This window comes from Actinocatenispora thailandica (assembly GCF_016865425.1).
GTDB lineage: Bacteria > Actinomycetota > Actinomycetes > Mycobacteriales > Micromonosporaceae > Actinocatenispora > Actinocatenispora thailandica.
In genome coordinates, this window is the sequence record NZ_AP023355.1 from 6539762 (window position 1) to 6563674 (window position 23913).

The 23913-nt window shown below is 74.2% G+C and carries 23 protein-coding genes; 9 read left to right on the plus strand and 14 right to left on the minus strand.

Translation table 11 applies throughout. From position 1 onward, the window contains the following. Positions 1 to 78 precede the first annotated feature (78 nt). From Athai_RS29420 to Athai_RS29430, 3 genes are read left to right on the plus strand one after another with little or no spacing between them, the layout of a single operon-like run. A complete protein-coding gene (locus tag Athai_RS29420; protein ID WP_203964489.1) occupies positions 79 to 1041 on the plus strand; it encodes a DUF6772 family protein in 963 nt (320 codons plus the stop codon). 7 nt (positions 1042 to 1048) lie between these two features. After that, positions 1049 to 1414, plus strand: a complete 366-nt coding sequence (locus Athai_RS29425; RefSeq protein WP_203964490.1) for a hypothetical protein — start codon at positions 1049 to 1051, stop codon at positions 1412 to 1414. A gap of 5 nt (positions 1415 to 1419) precedes the next feature. After that, on the plus strand, positions 1420 to 2481 hold the full coding sequence (locus Athai_RS29430; RefSeq protein WP_203964491.1) for a LacI family DNA-binding transcriptional regulator: 1062 nt from the start codon (positions 1420 to 1422) through the stop codon (positions 2479 to 2481). 160 nt (positions 2482 to 2641) lie between these two features. On the opposite strand, the gene Athai_RS29435 is transcribed toward Athai_RS29430, so the two are convergent. The 8 genes from Athai_RS29435 to Athai_RS29470 all read right to left on the minus strand — a co-directional run bounded on the left by Athai_RS29435 (position 2642) and on the right by Athai_RS29470 (position 9539). After that, positions 2642 to 3025 (minus strand): RidA family protein, encoded by a 384-nt coding sequence (locus tag Athai_RS29435; protein WP_203964492.1) that lies wholly within the window; start codon positions 3023 to 3025, stop codon positions 2642 to 2644. Positions 3026 to 3069: 44 nt separating this feature from the next. After that, complete coding sequence (locus Athai_RS29440; RefSeq protein WP_239157244.1) at positions 3070 to 4077, minus strand: sugar kinase; 1008 nt, start codon at positions 4075 to 4077, stop codon at positions 3070 to 3072. A gap of 46 nt (positions 4078 to 4123) precedes the next feature. Next, positions 4124 to 4777, minus strand: coding sequence for a bifunctional 4-hydroxy-2-oxoglutarate aldolase/2-dehydro-3-deoxy-phosphogluconate aldolase (locus tag Athai_RS29445; protein WP_203964493.1), 654 nt, complete (start codon positions 4775 to 4777; stop codon positions 4124 to 4126). A gap of 9 nt (positions 4778 to 4786) precedes the next feature. Beyond that, the gene (locus Athai_RS29450; RefSeq protein ID WP_239157245.1) at positions 4787 to 6037 is read right to left on the minus strand and encodes an alanine racemase; all 1251 of its coding nucleotides are present in this window, start codon (positions 6035 to 6037) and stop codon (positions 4787 to 4789) included. Positions 6038 to 6048: 11 nt separating this feature from the next. Further along, the gene (locus tag Athai_RS29455; RefSeq protein WP_203964494.1) at positions 6049 to 6825 is read right to left on the minus strand and encodes an IclR family transcriptional regulator; all 777 of its coding nucleotides are present in this window, start codon (positions 6823 to 6825) and stop codon (positions 6049 to 6051) included. Next, a complete protein-coding gene (locus Athai_RS29460) occupies positions 6822 to 8381 on the minus strand; it encodes an N-acyl-D-amino-acid deacylase family protein (protein ID WP_203964495.1) in 1560 nt (519 codons plus the stop codon). The genes Athai_RS29455 and Athai_RS29460 overlap by 4 nt, the downstream gene beginning before the upstream one ends. A 259-nt stretch (positions 8382 to 8640) precedes the next feature. Further along, complete coding sequence (locus tag Athai_RS29465) at positions 8641 to 9087, minus strand: hypothetical protein (protein WP_203964496.1); 447 nt, start codon at positions 9085 to 9087, stop codon at positions 8641 to 8643. Between the two features lie 2 nt (positions 9088 to 9089). Continuing rightward, a complete protein-coding gene (locus Athai_RS29470; RefSeq protein ID WP_203964497.1) occupies positions 9090 to 9539 on the minus strand; it encodes a hypothetical protein in 450 nt (149 codons plus the stop codon). A gap of 205 nt (positions 9540 to 9744) precedes the next feature. On the opposite strand from Athai_RS29470, the gene Athai_RS29475 reads away from it, so the two are divergent. Beyond that, a complete protein-coding gene (locus Athai_RS29475; RefSeq protein WP_203964498.1) occupies positions 9745 to 10875 on the plus strand; it encodes a sensor histidine kinase in 1131 nt (376 codons plus the stop codon). Further along, positions 10872 to 11528, plus strand: a complete 657-nt coding sequence (locus Athai_RS29480; protein ID WP_203964499.1) for a response regulator — start codon at positions 10872 to 10874, stop codon at positions 11526 to 11528. Before Athai_RS29475 ends, Athai_RS29480 begins: the two co-directional genes overlap by 4 nt. A gap of 335 nt (positions 11529 to 11863) precedes the next feature. Here Athai_RS29480 and Athai_RS29485 read toward each other — a convergent pair whose 3' ends face one another. Then, positions 11864 to 13300 (minus strand): MFS transporter, encoded by a 1437-nt coding sequence (locus Athai_RS29485; RefSeq protein WP_203964500.1) that lies wholly within the window; start codon positions 13298 to 13300, stop codon positions 11864 to 11866. Between the two features lie 58 nt (positions 13301 to 13358). Between Athai_RS29485 and Athai_RS29490 the strand changes: the two genes are divergently transcribed. Further along, a complete protein-coding gene (locus Athai_RS29490) occupies positions 13359 to 14195 on the plus strand; it encodes a helix-turn-helix transcriptional regulator (protein ID WP_203964501.1) in 837 nt (278 codons plus the stop codon). An 88-nt stretch (positions 14196 to 14283) separates the two neighbouring features. Here the strand turns inward: Athai_RS29490 and Athai_RS29495 are convergent, their stop codons facing one another. From Athai_RS29495 to Athai_RS29510, 4 genes are all read right to left on the minus strand, one after another. Next, the gene (locus Athai_RS29495) at positions 14284 to 15078 is read right to left on the minus strand and encodes an IucA/IucC family C-terminal-domain containing protein (RefSeq protein ID WP_203964502.1); all 795 of its coding nucleotides are present in this window, start codon (positions 15076 to 15078) and stop codon (positions 14284 to 14286) included. A 296-nt stretch (positions 15079 to 15374) separates the two neighbouring features. After that, on the minus strand, positions 15375 to 17456 hold the full coding sequence (locus tag Athai_RS29500; RefSeq protein WP_203964503.1) for an iron ABC transporter permease: 2082 nt from the start codon (positions 17454 to 17456) through the stop codon (positions 15375 to 15377). Further along, positions 17453 to 18457, minus strand: a complete 1005-nt coding sequence (locus Athai_RS29505) for an ABC transporter substrate-binding protein (RefSeq protein ID WP_203964504.1) — start codon at positions 18455 to 18457, stop codon at positions 17453 to 17455. Before Athai_RS29505 ends, Athai_RS29500 begins: the two co-directional genes overlap by 4 nt. 41 nt (positions 18458 to 18498) lie before the next feature. Then, complete coding sequence (locus tag Athai_RS29510) at positions 18499 to 19326, minus strand: ABC transporter ATP-binding protein (protein WP_203964505.1); 828 nt, start codon at positions 19324 to 19326, stop codon at positions 18499 to 18501. A 375-nt stretch (positions 19327 to 19701) separates the two neighbouring features. On the opposite strand from Athai_RS29510, the gene Athai_RS29515 reads away from it, so the two are divergent. Beyond that, positions 19702 to 20199, plus strand: a complete 498-nt coding sequence (locus Athai_RS29515) for a hypothetical protein (protein WP_203964506.1) — start codon at positions 19702 to 19704, stop codon at positions 20197 to 20199. Positions 20200 to 20209: 10 nt separating this feature from the next. Here the strand turns inward: Athai_RS29515 and Athai_RS29520 are convergent, their stop codons facing one another. Next, entirely contained in the window at positions 20210 to 21250 is a 1041-nt protein-coding gene (locus Athai_RS29520) for an AsnC family transcriptional regulator (RefSeq protein ID WP_203964507.1), read from the minus strand. A 159-nt stretch (positions 21251 to 21409) separates the two neighbouring features. Between Athai_RS29520 and Athai_RS29525 the strand changes: the two genes are divergently transcribed. Together Athai_RS29525 and Athai_RS29530 are read left to right on the plus strand one after the other, a co-directional pair. Continuing rightward, on the plus strand, positions 21410 to 22684 hold the full coding sequence (locus tag Athai_RS29525) for an MFS transporter (RefSeq protein ID WP_203964508.1): 1275 nt from the start codon (positions 21410 to 21412) through the stop codon (positions 22682 to 22684). Next, on the plus strand, positions 22681 to 23847 hold the full coding sequence (locus Athai_RS29530) for a M20 metallopeptidase family protein (protein ID WP_203964509.1): 1167 nt from the start codon (positions 22681 to 22683) through the stop codon (positions 23845 to 23847). The genes Athai_RS29525 and Athai_RS29530 overlap by 4 nt, the downstream gene beginning before the upstream one ends. The last annotated feature ends 66 nt before the right edge of the window (positions 23848 to 23913 follow it).

Consider the following 23913-nt stretch of genomic DNA (forward strand, 5'->3'; position numbering starts at 1 on the left):
CCGCGCAACGCCACCGCCACCTAGCGTCGAGGCACGCACGCCGTCGAGGCACGCACGCCGTCGGAGGAAGGACCAACGTTGTCACCACACCTGGGGAGCACCGGCGAACAGGTACGGCGGGGCATGCTCGCCGCCGACCCCGCCCTGTCCCGGTTCGATCCGCTGCCACGGATCCTCACCTACGACAACTTCGACACCGGGACGAACGGCTGGACCGAGCTGATCGGCAACTACGACGGCAACGGCGACCTGTCCACAGTAGACGATCACATGCGCGACTTCCGGCCGCCGCAGGTGTCCAACTGCACGTTCTTCGACACCGGCACGCACGGCGCGCTCACCGGCGACTACGCGCTCAAGCTCGCCACCCGGCCGTACGTCGGGCACACCGCGGTGGCGATCCGCCGGCTCACCATGGCACGCAAGGGCCTGGTGCAGCTGGAGACGCACTTCAGCTACAAGGCGGAGGCGACGCTCGGCACGGACGCCGGCAACAACTCGTTCGGCGGCGTCACCTGGGACGGAAACCTGCATCCCAGCGAGGCGCAGTTCGGCGCGTTCACCGTGGCGACCGACATCTGCGGCGACGGCGGGCTGCGCTACCACACGGTGATGCGCTACCGGAACACCACCGTGGACAACGAGCTCGACCAGCGCTGGGTGTACCCGGTGGTGCCCGAGCCGACACCGCGGGAACACCTGGAGGGCAAGGTGAAGCTCGCCTACGGCGACGACTTCACCGCACCCGACCCGGCCGACTGGCAGCCGGCCTCGGAGCCGATGGCGATGTGCTACAACGAGGTCCCCACCAAGGTCAACTGGCACTACCTGCGCTGGCTGATCGACACCGACGCCCGGCGCAACGTCGAGCTGCAGGTCAACGACACCACCCTCGACCTGCGGGAAGTGCCGGTGCCGGCGTACTCCGACCGGTACGACTCGCTGGAGAACCTGCTGAACTTCTACTTCAGCGTGCGGACCCACTCCGGTGTCCGGAACTTCCTCTATCTCGACTCCGTACTCGTTTCCGTGGATTGGTGAGGCGATCATGCGTCATGCCCAGACCGCCGTGCTGGAACGCGGCGCCGAGTTCACCGGCGAGTTCGCCACCGAGCCGTACGAGGTGCCCTGGGCCGCCGAGGCCCGCTTCTTCGTGCAGGTGATCGACCCGGCGCCGGGCACCGTCACCCTGACCACCCAGCTGTCCCCGGACGGGTTGAACTGGATCGACGCCGAGCACCTGGCCGGGGTCGAACTGGACACGACCGGTGTCGGTATGGTGACCTGGCGGGTCCGCGAGTTCGGCGGCTGGCTCCGGCTGCGTGGCGCGGCCCGCCCCGCGGACGCCGACGGCGGTACCCACCCCACCGGCCGCGGCCCGCGACTGCGGATCCACCTCGTCGCCAAGGAGTAACCGAGATGTCCGTGCACCGGCCGACCGGCACGATGCGGCGCCGGGTCCGGCTGTCCGACATCGCCGAGGCGGTCGGCTGCTCGGTCAACACCGTGTCCCGCGCGCTGACCGGCAAGGACAGCGTCAGCCCGGTGACCCGGGCGCAGGTGATGGCCGAGGCCGAGCGGCTCGGGTACGTGCCGAACAACCAGGCCCGCTCGCTGGTGCTCGGCTCCACCCGGACCGTCGGTCTGGTCATCACCAACCCGTCCAACACGCTGTACGCCGGGTTGATCTCCAGCGTCGAGCTGCGCTGCCGGGCCCTCGGCTACACGGTGATGCTGCTCGCCACCGAGGAGAGCCCCGAGTCCGAGCGGGTCGCCGCCGAGTCGCTGCTGCACGCCGGCGTCGACTCGGCCCTCGCGGTACCGGTGCAGGCCGAGGCCGGGCACTGGGAGCGGCTCCGCCGCGCCGGCGTCGACCTGGTTTTCGTCAGCCGGGAACTGCCCGGGATGGACGTCGACTTCGTCGGCATCGACAACGAGCACGGCGCGTACCAGGCGACCGCGCACGTCCTGGACGCCGGCGCCCGGGTGGTCTGGGCCGTGGAGGAGGACCTGCCGATCAGCACGGTCCGGCAGCGGCGGGACGGCTACCTGCGCGCGATCGCCGACCACGCCGCCGATCCGGGCAGCGCCCGGGTGCTGTCCGTACCGACCCGGCGGCGCGACTCGCTGACCCTGCCGTGGCAGGCGGAGGAGGCGTACCGGCTGGCCGGCCGGCTGGTCGCCGACGGCGACCTGCCCGACGCGTTCGTCGCCGGCAACGACTACTTCGCGCTGGCGCTGATCCGGGCGCTCACCGAGCACGGGCTGCGGGTGCCGGACGACGTGCTGGTCGTCGGCTACGGCGACCACCCGTACGCGGGCTACCTCACCCCGACCCTGTCCAGCGTCGCCCTGCCGGCCACCGAACTCGGCAGCACCGCGGTCGACGTGCTGATGCGCCGCACCGCCGAGCCGGAGGCACCGACCACCCGGCACCTGATCGCCCCGCACCTGATCCCGCGCGAGTCCACCCGCCGCTGACTTCCGGCGCCGGTCCTACCCCGCCGGCTCCCGGCCACGAGCCCACGCCGGCTCCCGGCCCCCCGGCTCCCGGCGGCGTGCCCGCCCGCCATCGACTCCCGGCGCCGGAGCCGCCCGCGGCCGGGGGCCGCGCCGACCCTGCCGGCGCGGCCCGGGTTCGTCACTCGTGGGCGACGAAGTCGATCTCGACCAGGATGTTGTTCAGCTCCGAGCCGACCGTGGTCCGCACCGGGGCCGGATCCGCGGTGAAGAACTCCCGGTACGCCTTGTCGAACTCGGCGAAGTCGCGGTGCAGCTCCTGCAGGTGCACCGTCGCCTTCACCACGTGCTCGAAGCCCAGGCCGCGCTGCGCGAGTACGGCGCCGAGGTTCTTCAGCACCTGCCGGGTCTGGGTGGCCACGTCGTCACCGACCGCCTTGCCGGTGGCCGGGTCGATCGGCCCCATGCCGGCGGTGTACACGAACCCGGCGACCGCCACGCCCTGCGAGTAACCGCCCGCCGGTGCCGGCGCCTGGTCCGTGCGCAGCCCCTGCTTGTCCGCCATGATGTGCTCCGTTTCGTGTCGCGGATGGATGTCAGCGATGGATGTCAGCGTTGCACGTCGTCGTCGGAGTCCGCGCCGAGCAGGTTCAGCTCGGCCCGGCTCGGCAGGCCCTCCCAGTCACCGGGCACCGTCACCGCGAACGCGCCGGCCACGGTCGCCGCGTGCAGGCAGGCGTCCGGTGCTGCACCGCCGATCCACTCGGTCAGGTAGGCGGACGCGAACGCGTCGCCCGCACCGACCGGGTCGACCGCCCGCACCGGCTTGGCCGGCAGGTCGTACCCGGTGCCGTCGAGCAGGCCGACGACACCCCGGGAGCCGCGCTTGACCAGCACCTGCCGCGGCCCGAGCTTGGCCAACTCGGCGGCGAGGACCGTCTCGTCGCCGCCGGACACCACCAGCCTCGCCTCCGGGCCGGTCGCGAACACCAGATCCGCCCGGGTCACCAGCTCGCGCAGCGTGGCGCCGGCCGTGGCCGCGTCCCAGAGCGCGGCCCGGTAGTTGAGATCCAGCGACACCGCGACGCCCGCGGCGCGAGCGACCTCCACCGCCGCGAGTACCGCCTCGCGCGCGGTTCCGGACAGTGCCGGGGTGATGCCCGTGACGTGCAGCACCCGGGCCGCCCGGACCACCGACTCGTCCACATCGGACGGTGACAGCCGGGACGCCGCGCTGCCGGCCCGGTAGTACTGCACCCGGGTCGCGGTGTCGGTGCGGCGCTCCTTGACCATCAGGCCGGTCGGCGCGGTGCCGTCGACCGCCGCGTACACCGCGACGCCCTCGGCCCGGATCGTCGCGGTGACCAGCCGGCCGAACTCGTCGTCGCCGACCCGGCTCAACCAGGCGGCCCGCCGGCCCAGCCGGGCGACGCCGATCGCCAGGTTCGACTCCGCGCCGGCCACCGACAGGTGCAGGCTGTGCATGTGCCGCAGCAGGCCGACCCGGGGCGCGGCCAGCAGCGCCATCGTCTCGCCCAGCGTCACCAGCTCCGCCGCACCGGCACCCGGCCCACCGATCGGGCCGGGCAGGTCGGTGGCGTACTCCGGGGTACTCACGCGAACACCCGGGCGGCGGAAACGCCCGGCGCCGTCGACGATCCGGTCACCCGCGCGCCTCCCGGATCGCGTCGAGCACCGCGCGGGCCCGGGCGCCCAGCTCGGTCAGCGACCCACCGTCCAGCGCATCGCCCAGCAGCGGCCCGCCCATGCCGACCGCGATCGCGCCGGCGGCAAGGTACTCCGGCACCAGGTCGAGGGTGACCCCGCCGGTGGGCATCAGCGGTACCCCGTCGATCGGCCCGCGCAGCTCCCGGAGGTAGCGGGGGCCGGCCACGGACGCCGGGAACACCTTGACCGCGGTCGCGCCGAGCCGCCAGGCGGTCAGCACCTCGGTGGCGGTGAACGCACCCGGGTAGTAGCCGAGCCCGCGGGCCACCGCCTCGGCGGCCAGCGCCGGATCGGTGTGCGGGGAGACGATGAACGTGGCGCCGGCCTGCTCGGCGGCGTCGAGGTGCTCGACCGTCAGCACGGTGCCGATGCCGAGATCCACCTCGGCGCCGTACCGGGCGCGGGCGGCGGCCACCGCGGCGAACCCGTCCGGCGTGTTCGTGGTGATCTCCAGGCAGCGGATGCCGTTGTCCACCAGCGCATCGATCACCGCGGGCAGGTACTCGCCGGTGCGCTTGCCGCGCAGGATCGGGACCACGCCGGTCTCGACCAGCGCGGCGCTCGGCGTACTGCGGGGTGAGGTTTGCATGTCGTTCCTCTAGAAATAGGTGTGGATCAGGTCGACGACCCGGTGGTCGGCGTCGACCATCGGGATCACCCGCCACTTGTCGAACGCGGTACAGGGGTGCGAGATACCGAACGCGATCAGGTCACCGGGGCGCGGCGTCGGGCCTCCGGAGGTGTCCAGGTAGGCATGCTGGTCGTTGAAGCGCCGCACGGTGAACCCCGCCGCCGGTTCGGTGCCGCCGTCGGCGCGCCGCAGCGTCTTCGGCACCGGCAGCCCCTCGTCGTACGGGGCATCCCGCTTGCCCATCGCGACCAGCGCCAGGCCGGGCTCCGGGGTGGAGGTCACCTGCGCCCACACGGTCAGCGCCGGGATCAGCGAGCCCTCGGCACCGATCCGGTTGAACGGCGTCTTGGCCCGGTAGAACCCGTCGTCGTGGGTGACGTACGAGCCGGACCGCAGCAGTACCAGCAGTTCCCGCCTGGCCAACCAGTCACCGGAGAGCACTTCGGTGACCGTGTCGAAGTAGGCCGAGCCGCCGGCGGAGACCACCACCGGGCCGGGCCGCACCAGGTCGAAGGCGACCAGCGCCTCGGCCGCCTCGCGCAGCGTACCGAGGAAACCCCGCGCTTCGTCCACAGTGGACAGACCGCCCTCGTACCCGGAGACGCCGGCCACCGCGAGCCGGGGCACCTCCGCGGCCGCCCGCGCGAGAGACACCACGTCGGCGACCGAACGCACCCCGGTACGGCCGTGCGCGTGGCCCAGCTCGACGACCACCTCCAGCGGCCGGTCGCCGGTCACCTCCGCCAACGCCGCCCGGATCGCGTCGAGCCCGTCGGTCGAATCCAGGTAGAACAGCAGCTCGAACGACGGATCGCGCTCCCGTTCGGCGATCACCCAGCGCAGCGCCAGCGGGTCGAGCAGCTCGTTGGCCAGGAAGATCCGCGGCACCCCGAAGCCCCGCGCGGTGAGCACCTGGCTCGCCGCCGCCAGGGTGATCCCCCAGGCACCCGCATCCAACTGCTGCTGGAACAGCACCGGTGCCATCGTGGTCTTGCCGTGCGGCGCGAACGCCAGGCCGTGCCGGGCGGTGTAGTCGGCCATGGTGGCCACGTTGTGCGCCACCGCATCCCGGTCCAGCACCAGCAGCGGCCAGCTGAACGGCCCGGTGAAGATGTCGTACCCGGCGGCGACGAACTCCGCCGCCGGCAGCCGCGCCCCCGGCAGCCACAGCCCCTTGGTACGCCAGTCGACGTGTTCGGTGGGAATCCTCAGTGCCACGCGGCCTCCTGTCAACGCGAACCCAGCTCCCGGGAGATCTGGCGGGCGGCACCAGCGACCTCCGGAGCCAGCCGGCGCACCTGGGCCGGCGTCATCCGGGACGCGACGCCGGACACCGACACCGCACCCACCACCCGGTCCTCGTGGTCGAACAGCGGCGCGGCGACGCACCGCACGTCCGGCTCGTTCTCCTGGTCGTCCACCGCGTAACCGCACTGCCGGATCCGGGCCAGCTCGCGGCGCAGCGCGGCCGGCTCGGTGATGGTGTACGCGGTGGTCGCGACGAGGCCGGCGTCGAGCACCGCGGCCAGCTGCGCCTCGCCGCCGAACGCGAGCATCGCCTTGCCGACGCCGGTGCGGTACAGCGGAACCCGGCGACCCACCCGGGAGGCCATCCGAACGTTGGCCTCGCTCTCCACCTTGTCGATGTAGACCGCCTCCAGCCCGTCCGGCACGACCAGGTGGCAGGTCTGGCCGGAGGACCGCTGCAACGCCCGCAACTGGGTCGCCGCCACGGTCCTGATGTCCAGCCGGGACAGGTACGCCTGGCCCAGTTGCAGGGCGCCGAGCCCGAGCCGGAACCGGCCGCTCGCGGCGTCCCGGGCCAGCAGCTCGGCGTCGACCAGCGGCTCGGCCAGCCGGAGCACCGTGCTCTTGTTGAGCGACAGGGCATCCGCGATCTCGGTCAGCGTCGCCCCGGCACCGCCGACCTCCCGCTCCACATAGGACAGTATGGTCAGCGCGCGGCGCAGCGAGGACGACTGGTTGCGGGCCGCCGTCTCGATCATCGCGGCGACCGCAACGGGACGCCGGCGAGCGCGCCGGTCAGCTCGCCGCCCGCCAGCACCGGTCGCCCGTTCACCAGCACGTCGTCCACCCCGACGGCCGGCCGGCGCGGATCGTCGTAGGTCGCCGCATCGCGCACCCGGTCCGGATCGACCACCGCCAGGTCGGCGTGGTAGCCGACCCGCAGCTGGCCCCGGCCCGGGAACCCGAACCGGCGGGCCGGGTTCGCCGCCAGGTGCACCACCGCGTCCGGCCAGGACAGGTCGCCGAGTTCCCGCACGTGCCGGGCGAGCACCCGGGCGAACGCGCCCCAGCCGCGCGGGTGCGGATGCGATCCGACGTAGATCCCGTCCGAGCTGCCCATCTGGGCCGGGTGCCGGAGCAGCGCGCGCACCGACTCCTCGCTGTTGGTCGGCGGCTGACCGAACACGCAGCCGGCCCGCAGCTCGGTGGCCCGCAGCAGCTCCACGCAGGTCGCGGCAGGGCTCAGGCCGGCCTGGTCGGCCACCGCGACCAGCGGCCGACCCTCGGCCCACCGCCACTGCTCGGACGGCACGTACGACAGGGTGATCCGCGGCCACACCTCGGCGCGGTGCGCGAACCACTCGGTGTCGAGCCGGCGCTGCACACCGGGATCGGCGAGCTGCTCGACGGCGCGTTCCACGTCGGCGGTGGGCAGCCACTCGGGCAGCGTCACCATCGCCAGGATGGTGCTGCCCCGCAGGTACGGGTAGCTGTCGAAGCTGAGGTCGATGCCCTCGGCGCGGACGTCGTCGACCAACCCGATCAGCTTCTCCGCCGGCCCGTGGTAGTGCGAGACGTGCGTCGCGACGCCACTGTCCCGGGCGATCTCGCGCACCTCGGCGATCCCGGTCGGCGCGTCCGCCTCGTACCCGCGCATGTGCGTCACGTACGGCAGGCCGCGGGCGGCGACCGGGCGGCACAGCTCGGCCAGCTCGGCGGCGTTCGCGTACCGCCCCGGGCTGTACTCCAGGCCGGTGGACAGGCCGACCGCGCCCTCGTCCAGCGCGCGCTCCACCAGCCGGCGCATCCGGGTCAGTTCGGCCGCGTCGGCCGGCCGCTGCGCCGAGCCGAGCACCTCGTACCGGATCGTGCCGTGCGGTGCGAGGTAGGCGGTGTTCAGCGCGGTGCTGTCGGTGTAGCCGGCGAGCAGCGCGGCGACGCCGACCGGCCCGTCGCCCAGCCCGGCCGGCGGCCCGTTGACCGCGTCGAAGTAGCGCGCCACGTACCGCAGGGTGGCCGGCGAGGCGGGCGCGAACGACAGGCCGTCCTGGCCCAGCACGAACGTGGTGATGCCCTGCCGCAGCGCGGCGAGTTGCACCGCCGGGTCACGCACCAGCGCGTCACCGTGCACGTGCGCGTCGATCAGCCCGGGCGTCACGTACCGCCCGGCGGCGTCGATGCTGTGCTCGGCCTCGGCGAGGTCGAGGTGGCCGAGTGCGGCGATCCGGTCGCCGGTGATGGCGACGTCCGCCCGGTACGCCGCCGCGCCGGTGCCGTCCAGCACCCATCCGCCGCGCACAATCACGTCGAACACGCCGCACCCCACCTCCCTGTCCTGCACGCTAGGCAGTGACCCTGTGATCCGACGACATCTTCGACACAGAGTTTTGCATAGCAGAACAGGCCAGCCGGCGGCGGGGCGCGAGCCAGGCACACGCGGCGCGAGGCAGGACCGCCCGAGGCGAGCCAGGCACACGCGGGGCGAGGCGGGACCGCCCGAGGCGAGCCAGGCACACGCGGGGCGAGGCGGGCCCGCGCGGGGCCGGGGCGGCGCGCCGGCCCACCGGAACGGGTCAGGACCGGGAAGCCTCGGCCCGTGGCGCCTCGGCGCGGGCGCCCCGGGTGCGCCGGGACCGCAGCGTCCCGACCGCGCTCACCACCCCCGCGACGAGCGCCACGATCAACCCGCCCGCCATCACCACGTTGCCCGCGACCGTGCCGGCGTTGTGCGACGTCAGGTTCGGCTGCAGCTGGTCGGCCAGCGAACCGGCGCCGACGATCCACAGGCAGGCGATCGCCGCGAACACCGGATGCCACCACCACCGCGAGGTCAGCACCATCAGCACCGCGGCGACCAGGATGAAGATGATGCCCGGCGGGAACGTGATGCCGAACGACTGCTCGGCGTCGCCGAACTTCGACGGATCGGCGATCCACTGCACGACCAGCCCCAGGATGCCCACCAGCAGCGCGGCGAGCGCGGCAAGGCTGGCCCGGTTCGAACGAAGACGATGGAACATGACTACTCCCTCGATTCCGACGACGGTTCGACCCGCCGATGTGCGACCGGCACGGCGGTGGTGGCCCGACGCGGCGACCGGGCGGGTGACAGGACGGCGGCGACCGCGAGCACCGCGGCGGCGCCGAACGCGAGCAGTTGCAGCCAGCCGGCGGCGAACTCCAGCGCCCGGCCCGGCCGGCCGAGGCGGGCGACGAACTCCGGGCTCAGCAGGCCGCCGACGCCGAACAGCACGCTCGCCGCCGCGGCGAGAAGCGGCGTGTACCGCCACCAGACCAGCGCGACCAGCACCGCGAGCCCGAGGTCGAGGAACGGCCCCGGGCCGTCGTAGCCGGGCAGCTCGTCCCCGATCGCGGCCAGCACCAGCGCGACGCAGGTACCGGCGAGGAACAGCCGGCGCCGCCCGCCCGCGCGGCCGATCGCCGTGCTCGCCGGCCCGATTCGTACCGTCATGACCACCCTCCCGTACCGCTGCCGCTGCCGACCGGTCCATCGTGGGAGCCGACCCGGCCCCACCGCGTCCGGCGAAAAGCGGCTCGTCCTGGCCGCGGGTACGTCGATCGCCGTACCCGGCCGCCGCTCGGGAGCGGACGCACCGCCGCGAACCGGCGGGCAGACTGGCTGGCGATGCTCCGGCGAGATCGGAAGGGGGGCCGGGATGGACACCGTGGTCGCCGCGCGGCTGCCCCGGCCGAGCCGTACCGACCTGGTGCTCGCCGCCGGGTTCACCGCCGCGGTGGTGGTCGGCGCGCTGCTCGTCGCGGGCGGCCAGGACCGGTACCGCCCGCTCGACGTGGCGGGCGTCCTGCTGATCGGGTTGGCCGCCGGCACGACGGTGGGTTGGCACCGGGCGGCCCCGCTGTGGTCGCTCGGCGCCGCCACGGTGCTGGTCAACGGCTACCTGCTGGCCGGCTTCCCGTACGGGCCGGTGCTGCTGTGCCTGGTGATCGCGGTGTTCGAGGTGGCGCGGCAGCAGCCGCTGCGACGCTCGGCGCTCGCCTGCGGCATCGCCGCGGCGATCTCGTCCGGCACCATGCTGGTCCGGCTGCTCACCGACGGCGGCGCGTCGCCGCTGCTCGCGGTCGTCTGGGCCACCTGGATCGCGCTGCCCTGGTCGCTCGGTGCGCTGGTGCACGTGGCCGACGCGGCGCGGCGGCGATCCCGGGCCGACCTGGTCGCCCGGGCCGCGCTGCAGGAGCGGGCCCGGCTGGCCGGCGAGGTGCACGACATCGCCGGGCACGCCTTCGCGCTGATCACCATGCAGGCCGGGGTGGCGATGCTGGTGTTCGACGAGCAACCCGAGCAGGCCCGCCGCTCGCTCGCCGCGGTACAGGAGACCAGCGGAACGGCGCTCGCCGAACTGCGCAGGATGCTCGACAGCCTGCACCCGCGGCCCGGCGCGGCCACCGACCCGGCCGGCGTACCGGGACTCGGTGACCTGGTGCGGCGGGTCCGGGCCGGCGGGCTGCCGGTGGAGGTCACCGTCGACGGCGACCGGCCGGTACCCGGGTCGCTGGCCGGCGGCGTCTACCGGGTCGTCCAGGAGGCGCTGACCAACGTGTTGCGGCACGCCGGGCCGACCACCGCCCGGGTCTCGGTGCGTACCACCCCGGCGGAGCTGGTCGTCGAGGTCGCGGACCAGGGTGCCGGTATCGCGGGGCCGCCGGGTCGGGGGCTGACGGTGATGCGCCGCCGGGTCGATCAGCTCGGCGGTGAACTCACGGCCGGGCCGTACGAGGACGGGTTCCGGGTCGTCGCCCGGCTGCCGATGCCCGCGGCGGAACGATGATCCGGGTACTGCTCGCCGACGACCACCAGCTGGTCCGGATGGGTCTGCGGGTCCTGGTGGACCGGGAGGACGACATGCGGGTCGTCGGCGAGGCCACCGACGGCCGGGAGGCGCTCGCGGCCATCCGCCGCGACCCGCCGGACGTGCTGCTGCTCGACATCCGGATGCCCGGCATGGACGGCCTGGAACTGCTTCGCACGCTCGCCGCCGACCCGGCGCTGGGTGGGGTGCGCGTCATCGTGGTCACCACGTTCGAGATCGACCGGTACGTGTTCGAGGCGTTGCACGCGGGCGCGAGCGGCTTCGTCCTCAAGGACACCGCGCCGACCGAGCTGGTCCGGGCGATCCGGGTGGTGGCCGCCGGGGAGGCGCTGCTGTCCCCGTCGATCACCCGGATGCTGGTCGGCACGTTCGCGCGGCAGTGGGCGCCGCCGGAACCCGTCGACGGCCTCGACACGCTCACCGAGCGGGAGCGCGAGATCGCCGCCTGGGTGGGTACCGGCCGGTCGAACGCGGACATCGCGGCCGCGCTGTTCCTGTCCCCGGCCACCGTCCGTACCCACGTCACCCGGGTGATGACCAAGCTCGGCGCGCGGTCCCGGGCGCAGCTCGTCGTCCTCGCCACCCGCGCCGGCCTCACCCCGCCGGACTGACCCGCCCCGGTCAGCCCGGCGCCTGCACGGCCACGAGTACGCGATCGACGCGATGCTCTGCGCGACCGCGCTGGCGGCTCCCGGCCCGGTCACGATCCTCACCTCGGACCCGGCGGACATCGGTACCTTGTGCGGTCGGCACGCCACCGTGATCAAGGTCCGAGCGTCTGGATCACGCCGGCGCCGACCTGGGATCGTGGCCGGCGGCTGCCGGCCACGAGCCCAGGATCGAGGTGCGCCGAGACCACCGGGCGTCGCGGCCACCCGGGTCGGCGGATCGTCCGGCAGCACAGCCACCCGGGTCGGTGGGCCGGGCGGCGGCGCACCCGGCCGGGTCAGCGGGTGGTACGGCGGCGCAGCAGCACGGCGATCAGCAGCGCGGCGGCGAGGGCGACGAGCGCGTCGACCAGGATGCCGCGGTGGATGCCGCCGAGCATCGCGTCCACCGGCCCGGCGCCGGCCGAGCGCAACGCCGCACTACGCGCCGCGTACAGCGCGGACAGGATCGGGATGCCGGCGGTCAGGCCGACCTGCTGCGCGGTGGTGAGCAGGCCGGTGGCGAGCCCCTGCTCGGTGTTGGACAGCCCGGACGTCGCGGTGATCCCGTACGAGACGACCGCCGCCATGTGCCCGCCGAACGCGATGGTGCAGAACACCAGCACCAGCCAGACGCCGCCGTGCGCGCCGATCGCCAGCTGGACCGCGGTCGTGACGCCCTGCACGGTGAGGCCGGCGATCAGTACGGTGCGGCTGCCGTACCGGTCGACCAGCCGGGACGCGACCAGCCCGACGGATGCCGCACCCAGCCCGGTCACCCCGAACACCAGGCCGGACTCGAACGGCGACAGCTGCCGGATCTGCTGCAGGTACAGGGTGAGCAGGAACGTCAGCGAGCTGGCCATCGCGAACGTGACGAGCCCGCCCAGGTTGCCCACCGCGACGGTGCGCCGGCGCAGTACGGCCAGCGACACCAGCGGCTCCACGGCCCGCGACTCGACCACGACGAACGCGCCGAACAGCAGGACCGCGGCGACGAGCGTGACCAGTACGTCAGGGCGGGTCCAGGAGGTCTCGGCGGCCGTGGACACCGCGTAGATCAGGCCGAGCAGGCCACCGGTGACGGTCACCGCGCCGGGCAGGTCGAGCCGGGGCCGGTCGGTGCGCCGGCTCTCGGTCAGCAGCAGCGGCGCGGCCACCAGCACCGGGAGCGCCATGACCACGTTCAGCGCCATCGTGGAGCGCCAGCCGAACGCCGAGGTCAGGGTGCCGCCGAGCAGCATGCCGAGGGTGAAGCCGAGCGACAGCACCATGCCGGACACGCCGAGCGCCCGGTTGCGCGCCGGCCCCTCGGCGAACGTCGTGGTCAGCAGCGCCATCGCGGTCGGGATGGTGACCGCGGCGCCGAGTCCCTGCACGGCGCGGGCGGCGAGGAACATCGCCGGGTCGACGGCCAGCGTCGCGGCCAGCGAGGCGACCGCGAACCCGGTCAGCCCGACCAGGAACATCCGGCGCCGCCCGACCAGGTCGCCGAGCCGGCCGGCGAGCAGCAGGAACCCGCCGGACGGCAGCGCGAACGCGGTCACCCCCCACTGCAGGTTCGCCTCGGCGAGGCCGAGGTCGCGGCCGAGGCTGGGCAGCGCGACGTTCAGGATGGAGAAGTCGATCGCGATCGCGAACTGGGCCGCGCACAGCAGGATCAGTACCAGCCGGGCGCGGGTGGACAGTCGCGGCGCCGGGGTGGTCGCGGCCGGCTGGTTCAGTGTCGTTGCCATGGCCAGAATCATTCGACGGATTTCGAACCTGCGCCGAGAGCCTGCTTATGCTGGTGGCATGACCACCACCGTCCGGCGTACCGAGCTGACCGAGTTCCTGCGGGCGCACCGGGCCGCCGTGTCTCCGGCCGAGGCCGGGCTGCCCGCCGGCCCGCGGCGCCGCACCCCGGGGCTGCGGCGCGAGGAGGTCGCGGTGCTGGCCGGCGTGGGCGTCTCCTGGTACCAGTGGCTGGAGCAGGGCCGTGACATCACGGTGTCCGGGCAGGTGCTCGACGCGGTGGCCCGGGTGCTGCGGCTCACCGACCCGGAACGCCGGCACCTGTACGTGCTGGCCGGGCTCAACCCGCCGCTGCCGACCGAGCCGGCCGAGCAGACCGTCGGCGCGGACATCACCCGGCTGCTGGACGGCTGGCTGCCGAACCCGGCGCACGTCGTCGACCGGTACTGGAACTTCGTCGCGGCCAACGCGAGCGCCCGGTCGCTGTTCGGCTGGGAGGACACGATCGCCGGCAACTGCCTGATCGACTTCTTCACCGACGAGCTGTACCGCGCGCGGTACCCGCACTGGGAGCAGGTGGCGCCGACGGTGGTGGCGCACTACCGGCACGAGATGACCCGGCACGGCCCGGACGACGGGTACACCGCGGTGCTGGCCGACATCGCCGAACGCAGCACCGAGTTCGCCGCGCTGTGGTCCCGGCAGGAGGTCAAGCCGCCGAACGCGACGGTCAAGACGCTGCTGCACCCGCGGGTCGGCGAGCTGGTGGTGGAGGGCCGGATGCTGCACCTGCCGGACCGCCCGGACGTCGCCCTCGTCCTGCACACGCCGCAGAACGCGGAGTCCGCCGCCCGGATCGCCGAGCTGACCGCCGCCCTCGCCGCCCAGCCGTGTTGATCATGGTGTCGTCCGCGCGGACAACGCTTGCCGCGCAAGACAACACCATGATCAACCAGGCTGCACCATGATCAACACGGCGCGGTGGTCAACTGGTCGGGCGGCGGGTGATGCAGCAGTCCGGGCAGAGGCGGTTGCCCAGACCCGGTACGACGAAGGCCAGGCAGCAGGTGTTCCGGCGCACCCGGAGCGCGTCGCCGGTGTCGCACAGCTCGGCGAGGTCGGCCAGCCGCAGCGCGGACAGCAACGCCTCGGCGTCGGCGGTGGCCCCGTCCAGGACCGGTTCGGCGGCGGCGAGCGCGTACCCGACCGAGGCGGCGAGCTGGCCCCACAGGGTGTGCGCGCCGATCCGTACGTGCCGGCGGGTCGCCTCGATCAGCGGCGCCACGTGCCGGTCCCGCAGCGTGCCGGCGAGCACCGCGAGCAGCTCGTCGGCGGTGTCCACCACGACGGTGCCGGGATGGCCGGCGGCCGGGTCGTCGGCGAGCACCGCGACGGCCGGCCGCCGCATCCCGAGCCGGAAATATGGCCTGTCGTCGAGGAACTGCACCGCCACGTTGTCGGCGGACAGCAGCGGCACCCGGCGCGCGGTGGCCCAGCCGATCACCGCCGGCAGGGCCAGCCAGTACGTGTACTGCTTGTACGCCAGGGCGGCGGCGGCGTGCGGCTTCGCGCCCCACTGGGTGGTCGGCACCGACAGCAGCCGGGGCAGCGCGCTGCCGTCGACGAGTGCGGCGGCCGGGACCCAGTCGGCACCGGCCGCCAGGCCGTCCGCGATGCCGAACTCGGCGCGGCCGTCACGGACCGCGTCGAGCGCGGCGAGCACCGGGGCGAGCGGCGCGGGGTGGGTGCCGGTCAGCGCGAGCGTCACCGCACCAGCCACCGATCGGACACCCGTTCCCCCCGCCTGCGCTGCGACCGTTCCTCCCCGCCGCAAACTTAGGCTAGCCTAGCCCATCCATCGGCTCTCGCCGGGCGAAGCCCTGTGAGGTACGCCGCGACCATCCGGTCACCGTCCGTCGCCACCACCGAGCACCTGTCGCACGGCGCGGAGCCGCACCGAAGACCCGATCGTGGACCGACACGAGCGGCGGCGCGGCGCCACGATCGACACGAGCGGCGGCGCGGCGCCACGATCGACACGAGCGGCGGCGCGGCGCCACGCTCGACGCGAGCCGGTCAGGAAGCCCTGCGCTGGCGACGCAGCAGCCAGATCAGGTAGGGGGCGCCGGCCAGTGCGGTGACGATGCCGACCGGGATCTCGTTCGGCGCCAGCACGTACCGGCCGAGCGCGTCCGCCCCGACCACCAGCACCGCGCCGAGCAGCGCGGCGACCGGCAGCAGCCGGCGGTGCGCCGAACCGACCAGGCGGCGCGCCAGGTGCGGCGCGATCAGCCCGACGAACCCGACCGTACCGACGACCGCCGCGGTGCCGGCGGCGAGCACGGCGCCGCCCAGCAGTACCGCCAGCCGGGCCCGGCCGGTGGGCAGCCCGAGCGCGCGGGGCAGGTCGTCGCCGAGGCCGAGCAGGTCGAGCACCCGGGAGGCGGCGATCAGCGCCGCGAGGACCAGTGCCGGCAGCACGAACCAGGTCAGGTCGCTCGCCGAGCGCGCGTAGGTGGAGCCGGCGAGCCAGGTCAGCGCCGCGGCGAGCTGCAGCTGCGCGCGCAGCGACAGCACCTGGACCAGCGCCGAGGTGGCGGCGGCCAGGCCGATGCCGACCAGTACCACCCGGGTCGGGTCGGCGACCTTGGTGCGGCGGCGGGTGGCGAGCAGCATCACCAGGCCGAGCGCGAGTACCCCGCCGACCAGCGCGGCGGCCGGGATGCCCCACCGCGGCGCGGTGGGTACCAGGGTGATCAGGGCGACCGCGCCGATCGCCGAACCGCCGGTGACGCCGAGCAGGCTCGGTTCGGCGAGCGGGTTGCGCACCACCGACTGGATCGCGACGCCGGCCCCGGCCAGGCAGGCGCCGGCCAGCGCGGCGGCCACGATCCGCGGCGCCCGGAACGCGACGATCCCGTTGGACAGCGCGTCGGACTGCCCGACCGTCGCCGCGAGCAGCTTCCCGACCGACAGGTGCACGTCACCGACGGCGAGCCCGGCCAGCACCGCCAGCGCCAGCGCCACGACGCCGCCGGCCACGATCAGCGCGTACCGGCGGCGGCTGCGCGGCGCCGACACGGTCACCGCGGCCCCGGTGTCCGCGTCCCCGGTCGGTACCCGGCGGGCCAGGTAGACGAAGATCGGCCCGCCGACCAGGGCGGTCACCACACCGGCCGGGATCTCGTAGCTGCTGGCGCCGGACGCGGCGAGCAGCGCGCGGGCCACCACGTCGGCGCCGAGCACGAAGACCGCGCCGTACACGCCGGCGATGGGCAGCAGCGCGGCGTGCCGGCGCACCCCGAACAGCCGCACCACCACCGGCGCGACCAGCCCGACGAACCCGATCGGGCCGGTCAGCGCCACCGAGACGGCGGAGAACAGCACCGCCAGCGCGAACGCGGACAGCCGGATCCGGCCGACCCGCAGGCCCAGCGCCTCCGCGGTGTCGTCGCCGAGCGCGAGCAGGTCCAGCGGCCGGGCCAGCAGCGGCGTCACCGCCGCGGCGAGCAGCACGATCAGGCCGAGCAGCAGCGGCCTGGTCAGGCCGGTCTCCAGCAGCGATCCGTTGCCCCAGAAGAAAAGTCCCTGGGCCCGTTGCGCGTGCAGGATCAGCAGTACGGTCGCCGCCGAGCTGCCGGCCATCGCCACCGCGGTACCGGCGAGCAGCATCCGGCCGGGCGCGACCGGGCCGCCGGCGGTGAGCAGCTGCACCAACCCGGCCGCGACCAGGCCGCCGGCGAACGCCACCGCCGCCGACGGCAGGATGCCGAGCTGCACCCCGGACAGCGTGCAGATCGAGACGGCGAGGTACCCGCCGGCGTTGACGCCGAGGGTGTCCGGGGCGGCGAGCGGGTTGCGGGTGGCGCCCTGGATCAGCGCGCCGGAGATGCCCAGCGCCAGGCCGGTGACCAGGCCGGCGGTCAGCCGCGGCAACCGGGATCCGCGCAGCACGGCCAGCGCGTCCGGGTCGGTGTGCCCGGCGGCCAGCGACAGCAGCCGGGACAGCCCGATCCCGGCGCTGCCCTGCCCGAGGTGCACGATCGCGAGCGCGACCAGCAGGACGACGCCGACCGCGGCGACGATCGCGATCCGGTACCGGCCGGCCGGCGGTACCGGTCGGCGCACTGCCGGCGGGGTCGCGATCGCCGCGGTCACGCCGCGCCGAGCGCGCTCAGCGCCTGGTCGATCAGCATCTCGTTGGACTTCGGGCCGCCCCAGACCCAGGTACCGGGGTCGATGCCGTGCAGCTTGTGCTGCTTGACGAAGCCGAGGTTCTTCCAGGTGGCGTTCTTGGCCAGGGCGCCGGTGAACGGGTCGTCGGACGGCTGGGCGATGTAGAGCACGGTCGCACCGGAGACCTGGGTGAGCCCCTCGACGCCGGTCGCGGTGAAGCCGGACGGGTCGGAGTCCTTGCCGTGCCAGGCGTTCGTCAGGCCGATCGATTCCAGCACCTGCACCGCCTGGGAGTGGTCGGTGTAGGCCCGGATGCTCGGCTGCCCGTCGACCGAGAACCCCTGCAGCAGCGCGATGTCCGTCGCCTTGCCGGCGAGCTTCTTCTTGGCCGCCGCCACCTTCTGCTGGTACCGCGCCACGACCTGCTTCGCCGCAGCGGCCTTGCCCACCGCGGTACCGAGCTGGATCATGCTGGTGTTCGCGGTCCGCACCAGCTCGTCGTTCGGGCTGTACCCGTCGAACTCGACGACCGGCGCGATGTCCTTGAGCTGCCCCAGGTTCGCGCTGACCCGGCTCTTCTCCACCACGATCAGGTCCGGGTTCAGCGCCTTGATCTTCTCCAGGCTCGGCTGCGCCCGGGTACCGACGTCGGTGACGCTCTTCGGCAGCCGCTTCCCGGCACCGACCCACTGGTCGTACGTGCCGGCGTCGCCCACGCCGACCGGCGTGACGCCGAGCGTGAGCAGGTCCTCCACGTAGTTCCACTCCAGCGCGACGACCCGCTTCGCCGGCTTGGCCAGGTGCACCGTACCGGTCACGTCGTGCACCGCGACCGAGCCGGAACCCGAGCCGGATCCGTTGCTACCGGCGGCATCCCCGGCGGTACCGCCGCCGCACGCGGCCAGCAGGCCGGCGGTGGCGAGCCCGACCGCGCCGATCAGTGCCCGGCGGCGGGTGGTACGGAACTGGGCGGTGGTCGGCATGGCGCTCCTCGTCGGCTGGTCGGGGGTGGGGCGGGTCGCGGTCAGTCGGTGGTGTCGAACGCGGTGCTGCCGGTGCGTCCGTGGTCGAGGCGCGGGAACAGCGCCAGGTGACCGGACTCGGCGTCCCGGACGACGGCGACGTCCAGTTCGAAGGCGCGGCGGATGTGCCCGGTGGTGAACACCTCGTCCGGGGTACCGGCGGCGACCACGCCACCGTCCGCGGCGAGCACCGCGCGGTCGGCGTACCCGGCGGCCTGGCCGAGATCGTGCAGCACCAGCCCGCAGGCGATGCCGTGGTCGCGGGCCAGGCCGCGGACGACCTCCAGTACCTCCAGCTGGTGCCGCAGGTCGAGGTAGGTGGTGGGTTCGTCGAGCAGCAGCACGCCGGCCTGCTGCGCGAGCACCGTGGCCAGCCAGGCGCGCTGCCGTTCCCCGCCGGACAGCTCGTCGATGCGCCGGTCGGCCAGCTCGTCGGCGTGCGTGACCGACAGCGCCCAGTCGACCGCGGCCCGGTCGCCGGCGGTGTGCCGGCGCAGCGCGCCGCGATGCGCGTACCGGCCGTGCCGGACCAGGTCGTGCACCGCCACCCCGGCCGGTACCAGCGGGGACTGCGGCAGGAAGGCCAACCGCCGGGCGAGGTCGCGGCGGGACAGACCGGCGAGGTCGTCGGCGCCGACCCGGACCGTACCGGCCAGCGCCGGCTGGAGTCCGGCGAGCGTGCGCAGCAGGGTCGACTTGCCGCAGCCGTTCGGGCCGACCAGCACCGTGACGGTACCGGGGGTCAGGCCGAGGCCGACGTCGGACAGCACGCGGCGCTGCGGGTACCCGACGGCGAGGCCGGCGGCGGACAGTGCCGGTGCTGCGGCCACGTCGTCCTCCCGAGCGCACGAATCCGACCCGGCCGGGCCGAATGAATAAGGTGAGCCTAACCAAGCTGGCCGGTCCTGTCATGCCCGCGTGGGCCACACCACCCGGCCCGGCGCGCGGCCGGGCCGGGCGCGCCAGCGGGGGCCGGCGAGCCGGCGCAACCGGACCAGCGCGAGCCGGCCGGCGCCCAGCCGGGGCCGTTCGGGCCGGGCTGTGGCCAGCCGGGGCCGTTTCGGCCGGCCGGCGCCCCGCCGGAGCCGTTCGGGCCGGCCGGCACCCAGCAGGGACCGTTTCGGCCGGCCGGCGCCCAGCCGGACCGTTCGGGCCGGCCGGTGGCGCCTCGCCGCCCGATTGGCGGCGGCGCCTACGCTGGCGGCGTGCGAGGGCGGTTGCCGCGCGGCGGCGGATGGCGGGTGTGGTGCCGGCGGGCGCCGTGGCGCGGTTGCCGCACCGGTCGGCCGCTGGCCCGGCTGCTCGACGTGCTGGATCTGGACATCGACCCGATCTCGGTGCTGTGCGTGCTGATCGCGCTGCCGCTGCTGCTGGTGATGGCCGCCGAGCAGGCGCTCCGGCTGGTTCTGACGCCGGTCGCGATGCTGGCCCGGGCGCTGTTCGGGCTGCCCTGGCCGGTCGAGATCACCTTCGGCCGGTTCGGTCGCCGCGAGTCGAGCCTGGTGCTGGTCGACGGGTACGCAGGCGCGGCCCGGGTGCGCACCGCCGTCGGCGGCCGGCTGGCCGCCGGCGCACCGCTCGACGACCCGGCGTTCCAACAGTGGCTGTCCGAGATCGGCGCGATGTACCTGCCGACCCGGCCGCGCGGCACGCTGCGCCGGCTGTACCGCGCCGGCCGCCAGCTCGCCGGCGCCCGCCGCTGAGCGCGGCCGGTCAGGGTAGGGCGCCGGCCGGCCGGCGCGCGGACGGTGGGCGCCAGATGTCCATGTCGACGGAGCGGACGGCGCGGCCGGCCTCGTCGAGTACCCGGCCCATCAACTTCTGGTGCCGCAGCACGATGGCCCGCTCCGCGATCGACAGCCCGGGGAACCGGGCGGCCAGGCTGATCTCCAGCCGTTGCAGGTCGGCGAGCGCCGACAACCACGCCGTGACGATCAGGTTCTGGGTGCCGGCGACCGCCGCGCACAGCCGTACCTCGGGGCGGGACGCGATCGCCGCGGCGGTCGCGGCCAGCTCGCCCGGCGGGACGTTCGCCCACAGGGTCACCGACACCGGCCGGTGCGAGGCGTACCGGGCGAGTTCGCACCGGATCGTCAGCACGCCGTCGTCGAGCATCCGGGCCACCCGGCGCCGGGCGGTCGCCGCGGTGATCCCGGCCGCGGCGGCCAGTTCCGGGTACGGCAACCGGCCGTCCCGGCCCAGCGCGAGCGCGAGCGGCCGGTCCGCGGTACGCAGCTCGCCGGTACCGGTGGCCCGGCTCAGCGCCGCCCGGCGCAGCCGATCCCGGGCGGCGGCGTCCAGCACGCCGACCCGCCAGCTGGAACCCTCCGCGTACACCTCGGTGACCATCGTGGTGCGGGTCGCGGTGACACCGGGCAGCCGGGACAGCCGGCCGACCAGGTAGTCGGACAGGTCGGCGAGGCCGGTCGTCCACACCGTGACGAGCAGGTCGCAGTTGCCGGTGGTGTGTTCCACGGTGACCGCGTGCGGGTCGTCCAGGATCCGCGCGGTGATCTCGGGCAGCCGGCCGGGCAGGCAGGACACCGCGACCAGCGCCATGCTGGTGCGGCGCATCAGCGCGGCCGACCCGTACCCGGTGATCCACGCGTCACCGGCCGCGGACAGCCGCTGCCAGCGGCGGGCGACCGTCACCGGGTCGACGCCGAGCACCGCCCCGAGCAGCGCCCAGGACGCCCGGGGCGCGATCTGCAGCGCGTGGATCAGCGCCAGGTCGGCGTCGTCGAAATCCTGCATCAGGAGGCGAGGCTAGCGTCCGATCCTGCGTTTCGGCGACCGACTTCGGGTACCCGGGGCAATGATCGGGCCATCCCCCACGAAGTGAGGCACCCCAGATGAGCGAGCACAGCACGGTGCGTAGCTGCCGGCCGGCCGTTCCGGCGAAGGAGACCGGCGATGAGTGAGACGGCGACGTCGACGCCGCTCGGGTTGGCCGGCCGGCTGCGGCAGGTGGCCGCCGCGTCCGTCGGCAACGCGATCGAGTGGTACGACTGGTACACCTACACGTTCCTGGCGACCACGTTCGGGCCGCTGATCTTCCCCAGCCACAGCCCGGTCGCCTCGGCGCTCAGCACGTTCGCGGTATTCGCCGTCGGGTTCTTCATGCGCCCGATCGGCGGCCTGCTGCTGGGTAGCGTGGCCGACCGGTTCGGCCGGCGGACCGCGCTGACCGTGACGATCCTGCTGATGGGGTTCGGCAGCCTGCTGGTCGGCATCGTGCCGACCTACACCGCGGTCGGCGTGCTGGCACCGATCATCCTGGTCCTGGCGCGGCTGATCTCCGGGTTGTCGATCGGCGGCGAGTTCGCGGCGTCCACCACGTTCCTGGTCGAGTCGGCCGGGCCGCGCCGCCGCGGCCTGTTCGCCAGCTTCCAGTACGTGTCGACCACGATCGGCCAGCTGATCGCGTCCGGCCTGTCCGCGCTGCTGGTCGGGGTGCTGTCGGAGCACGCCATGACCGGGTGGGGCTGGCGGATCCCGTTCCTGCTCGGCGCGGTACTCGCGCTGTTCGGGCTGTGGCTGCGCCGCGGCGTCCGGGAGACCAAGCAGGTCGCCGCCACCGAACGGCCGCGCTTCTACGAGGCGCTGGTCCGGTTCCCGAAGCAGTCGCTGCTGATCGTCGGGATCACCGTCGGCGGCACCATCGCGTACTACTCGTGGACCGCGTACCTGCCGACCTACGCGCAGCAGAACCACGGGTTCGACAAGGGCGAGTCGCTGATCGTGTCCACGATCGCGCTGGCGTTCTTCGCGATCATCCAGCCGCTCGGCGGGATGCTGTCGGACCGGATCGGCCGCAAGCCGATGCTGCTGGTGTTCTCCGGCGGGTTCACCGTCCTGACCGTGCCGCTGCTGATGCTGCTGACCGACTCGTTCGGGGTGATGCTGGCGATCACCCTGGTCGGCATGATCCTGCTGACCGGGTACACCTCGATCGCGGCGGCGATCAACGCGGAGATCTTCCCGGCGCGGGTGCGGGCCAGCGGCATCGGCTTCCCGTACTCGCTGGCGGTGGCGCTGTTCGGCGGGACCGCGCCCTACATGGGCACGCTGTTCAAGTCGCTGGGCCACGCCGGACTCTTCCCGTACTACATCGCGGGGCTGTGCGCGGTGTCGTTCGTGGTGTACCTGTTCCTGACGGAAACCGCGAAGAAGCCGCTGGAAGTATGAACCTGACGCGACTCCGGCACGACCTGCACCGGCAGCCCGAGATCGGGCTGCACCTGCCCCGGACCCAGCGCGCCGTGCTCGATGCGCTGGCCGGGCTGCCGTTGGAGGTCACGACCGGGGACGCGCTCACCTCGGTCGTCGCGGTGCTGCGGGGCGGCGCCCGCACCGGCGGCCCGGTGGTACTGCTGCGCGCCGACCTGGATGCGCTGCCGGTCACCGAAACCGCCGACGTGCCGTACCGGTCCACCGTGGACGGTGCGATGCACGCCTGCGGGCACGACCTGCACACCGCGATGCTGGTCGGCGCCGCGCACCGGCTCGCCGCGCGGGTCGACGAACTCGCCGGCGACGTACTGTTCTGCTTCCAGCCCGGCGAGGAGGGGCACGGCGGCGCCCGCGCCATGCTCGCCGAGGGGCTGCTGGCCGCGGCCGGCCGCCGGCCGGTCGCCGGCTACGCGCTGCACGTGTTCGGCGACGTGGTGCCGCCCGGCGTGGTCGCCACCCGGCCCGGACCGGTGATGGCCGCCTCCGATGGCCTGCGGGTCACCGTGCGCGGCCGAGGCGGGCACGCCTCCACCCCGCAGCGCAGCCGCGACCCGATCCCGCCCGCGTGCGAGATGGTCACCGCGACGCAGGCGCTGGTGGCGCGCGGCTTCGACGTGTTCGACCCGGTCGTCGTCACCGTCGGTACGATCCACGCCGGTACCCGGCGCAACGTGATCCCGGCGACCGCCGAACTGGAGCTGTCGATCCGCTCGTTCTCCGCCGCGTCGCGGCGCGCCGTGCTCGACCGGCTGGCCCGGCTGTACCAGGGGATCGCGGCGGCACACGACCTGTCGGTCACCGTCGAACCGATCCCGGTGCATCCGGCGACCGTGAACGACGAGGCGGCGGCCCGACTGGTACTCGACACGGCGACGGACCTGTTCGGCCCGGAGCGCGCGTACCCGATGCCGCACCCGCTCGCCGCCTCCGAGGACTTCTCGTACCTGCTGGCCGAGGTACCGGGAGCGTTCGTGGTGCTGGGCGCCGCACCGGCCGGCACGGCACCGGCCGACTCACCCAGCAACCACGCCGGCGACGTGGTGTTCGCCGACGACGTCCTCGACGACGGCGCCGACCTGCTCACCGAACTCGCGCTGCGCCGCCTCGCCCGGCCCTGACCCGGGCCAGCAGCGTCCAACCCTGAACGGAACCAGCGGCGCCCGGCCAGGAAGAGAGCCGGCGGC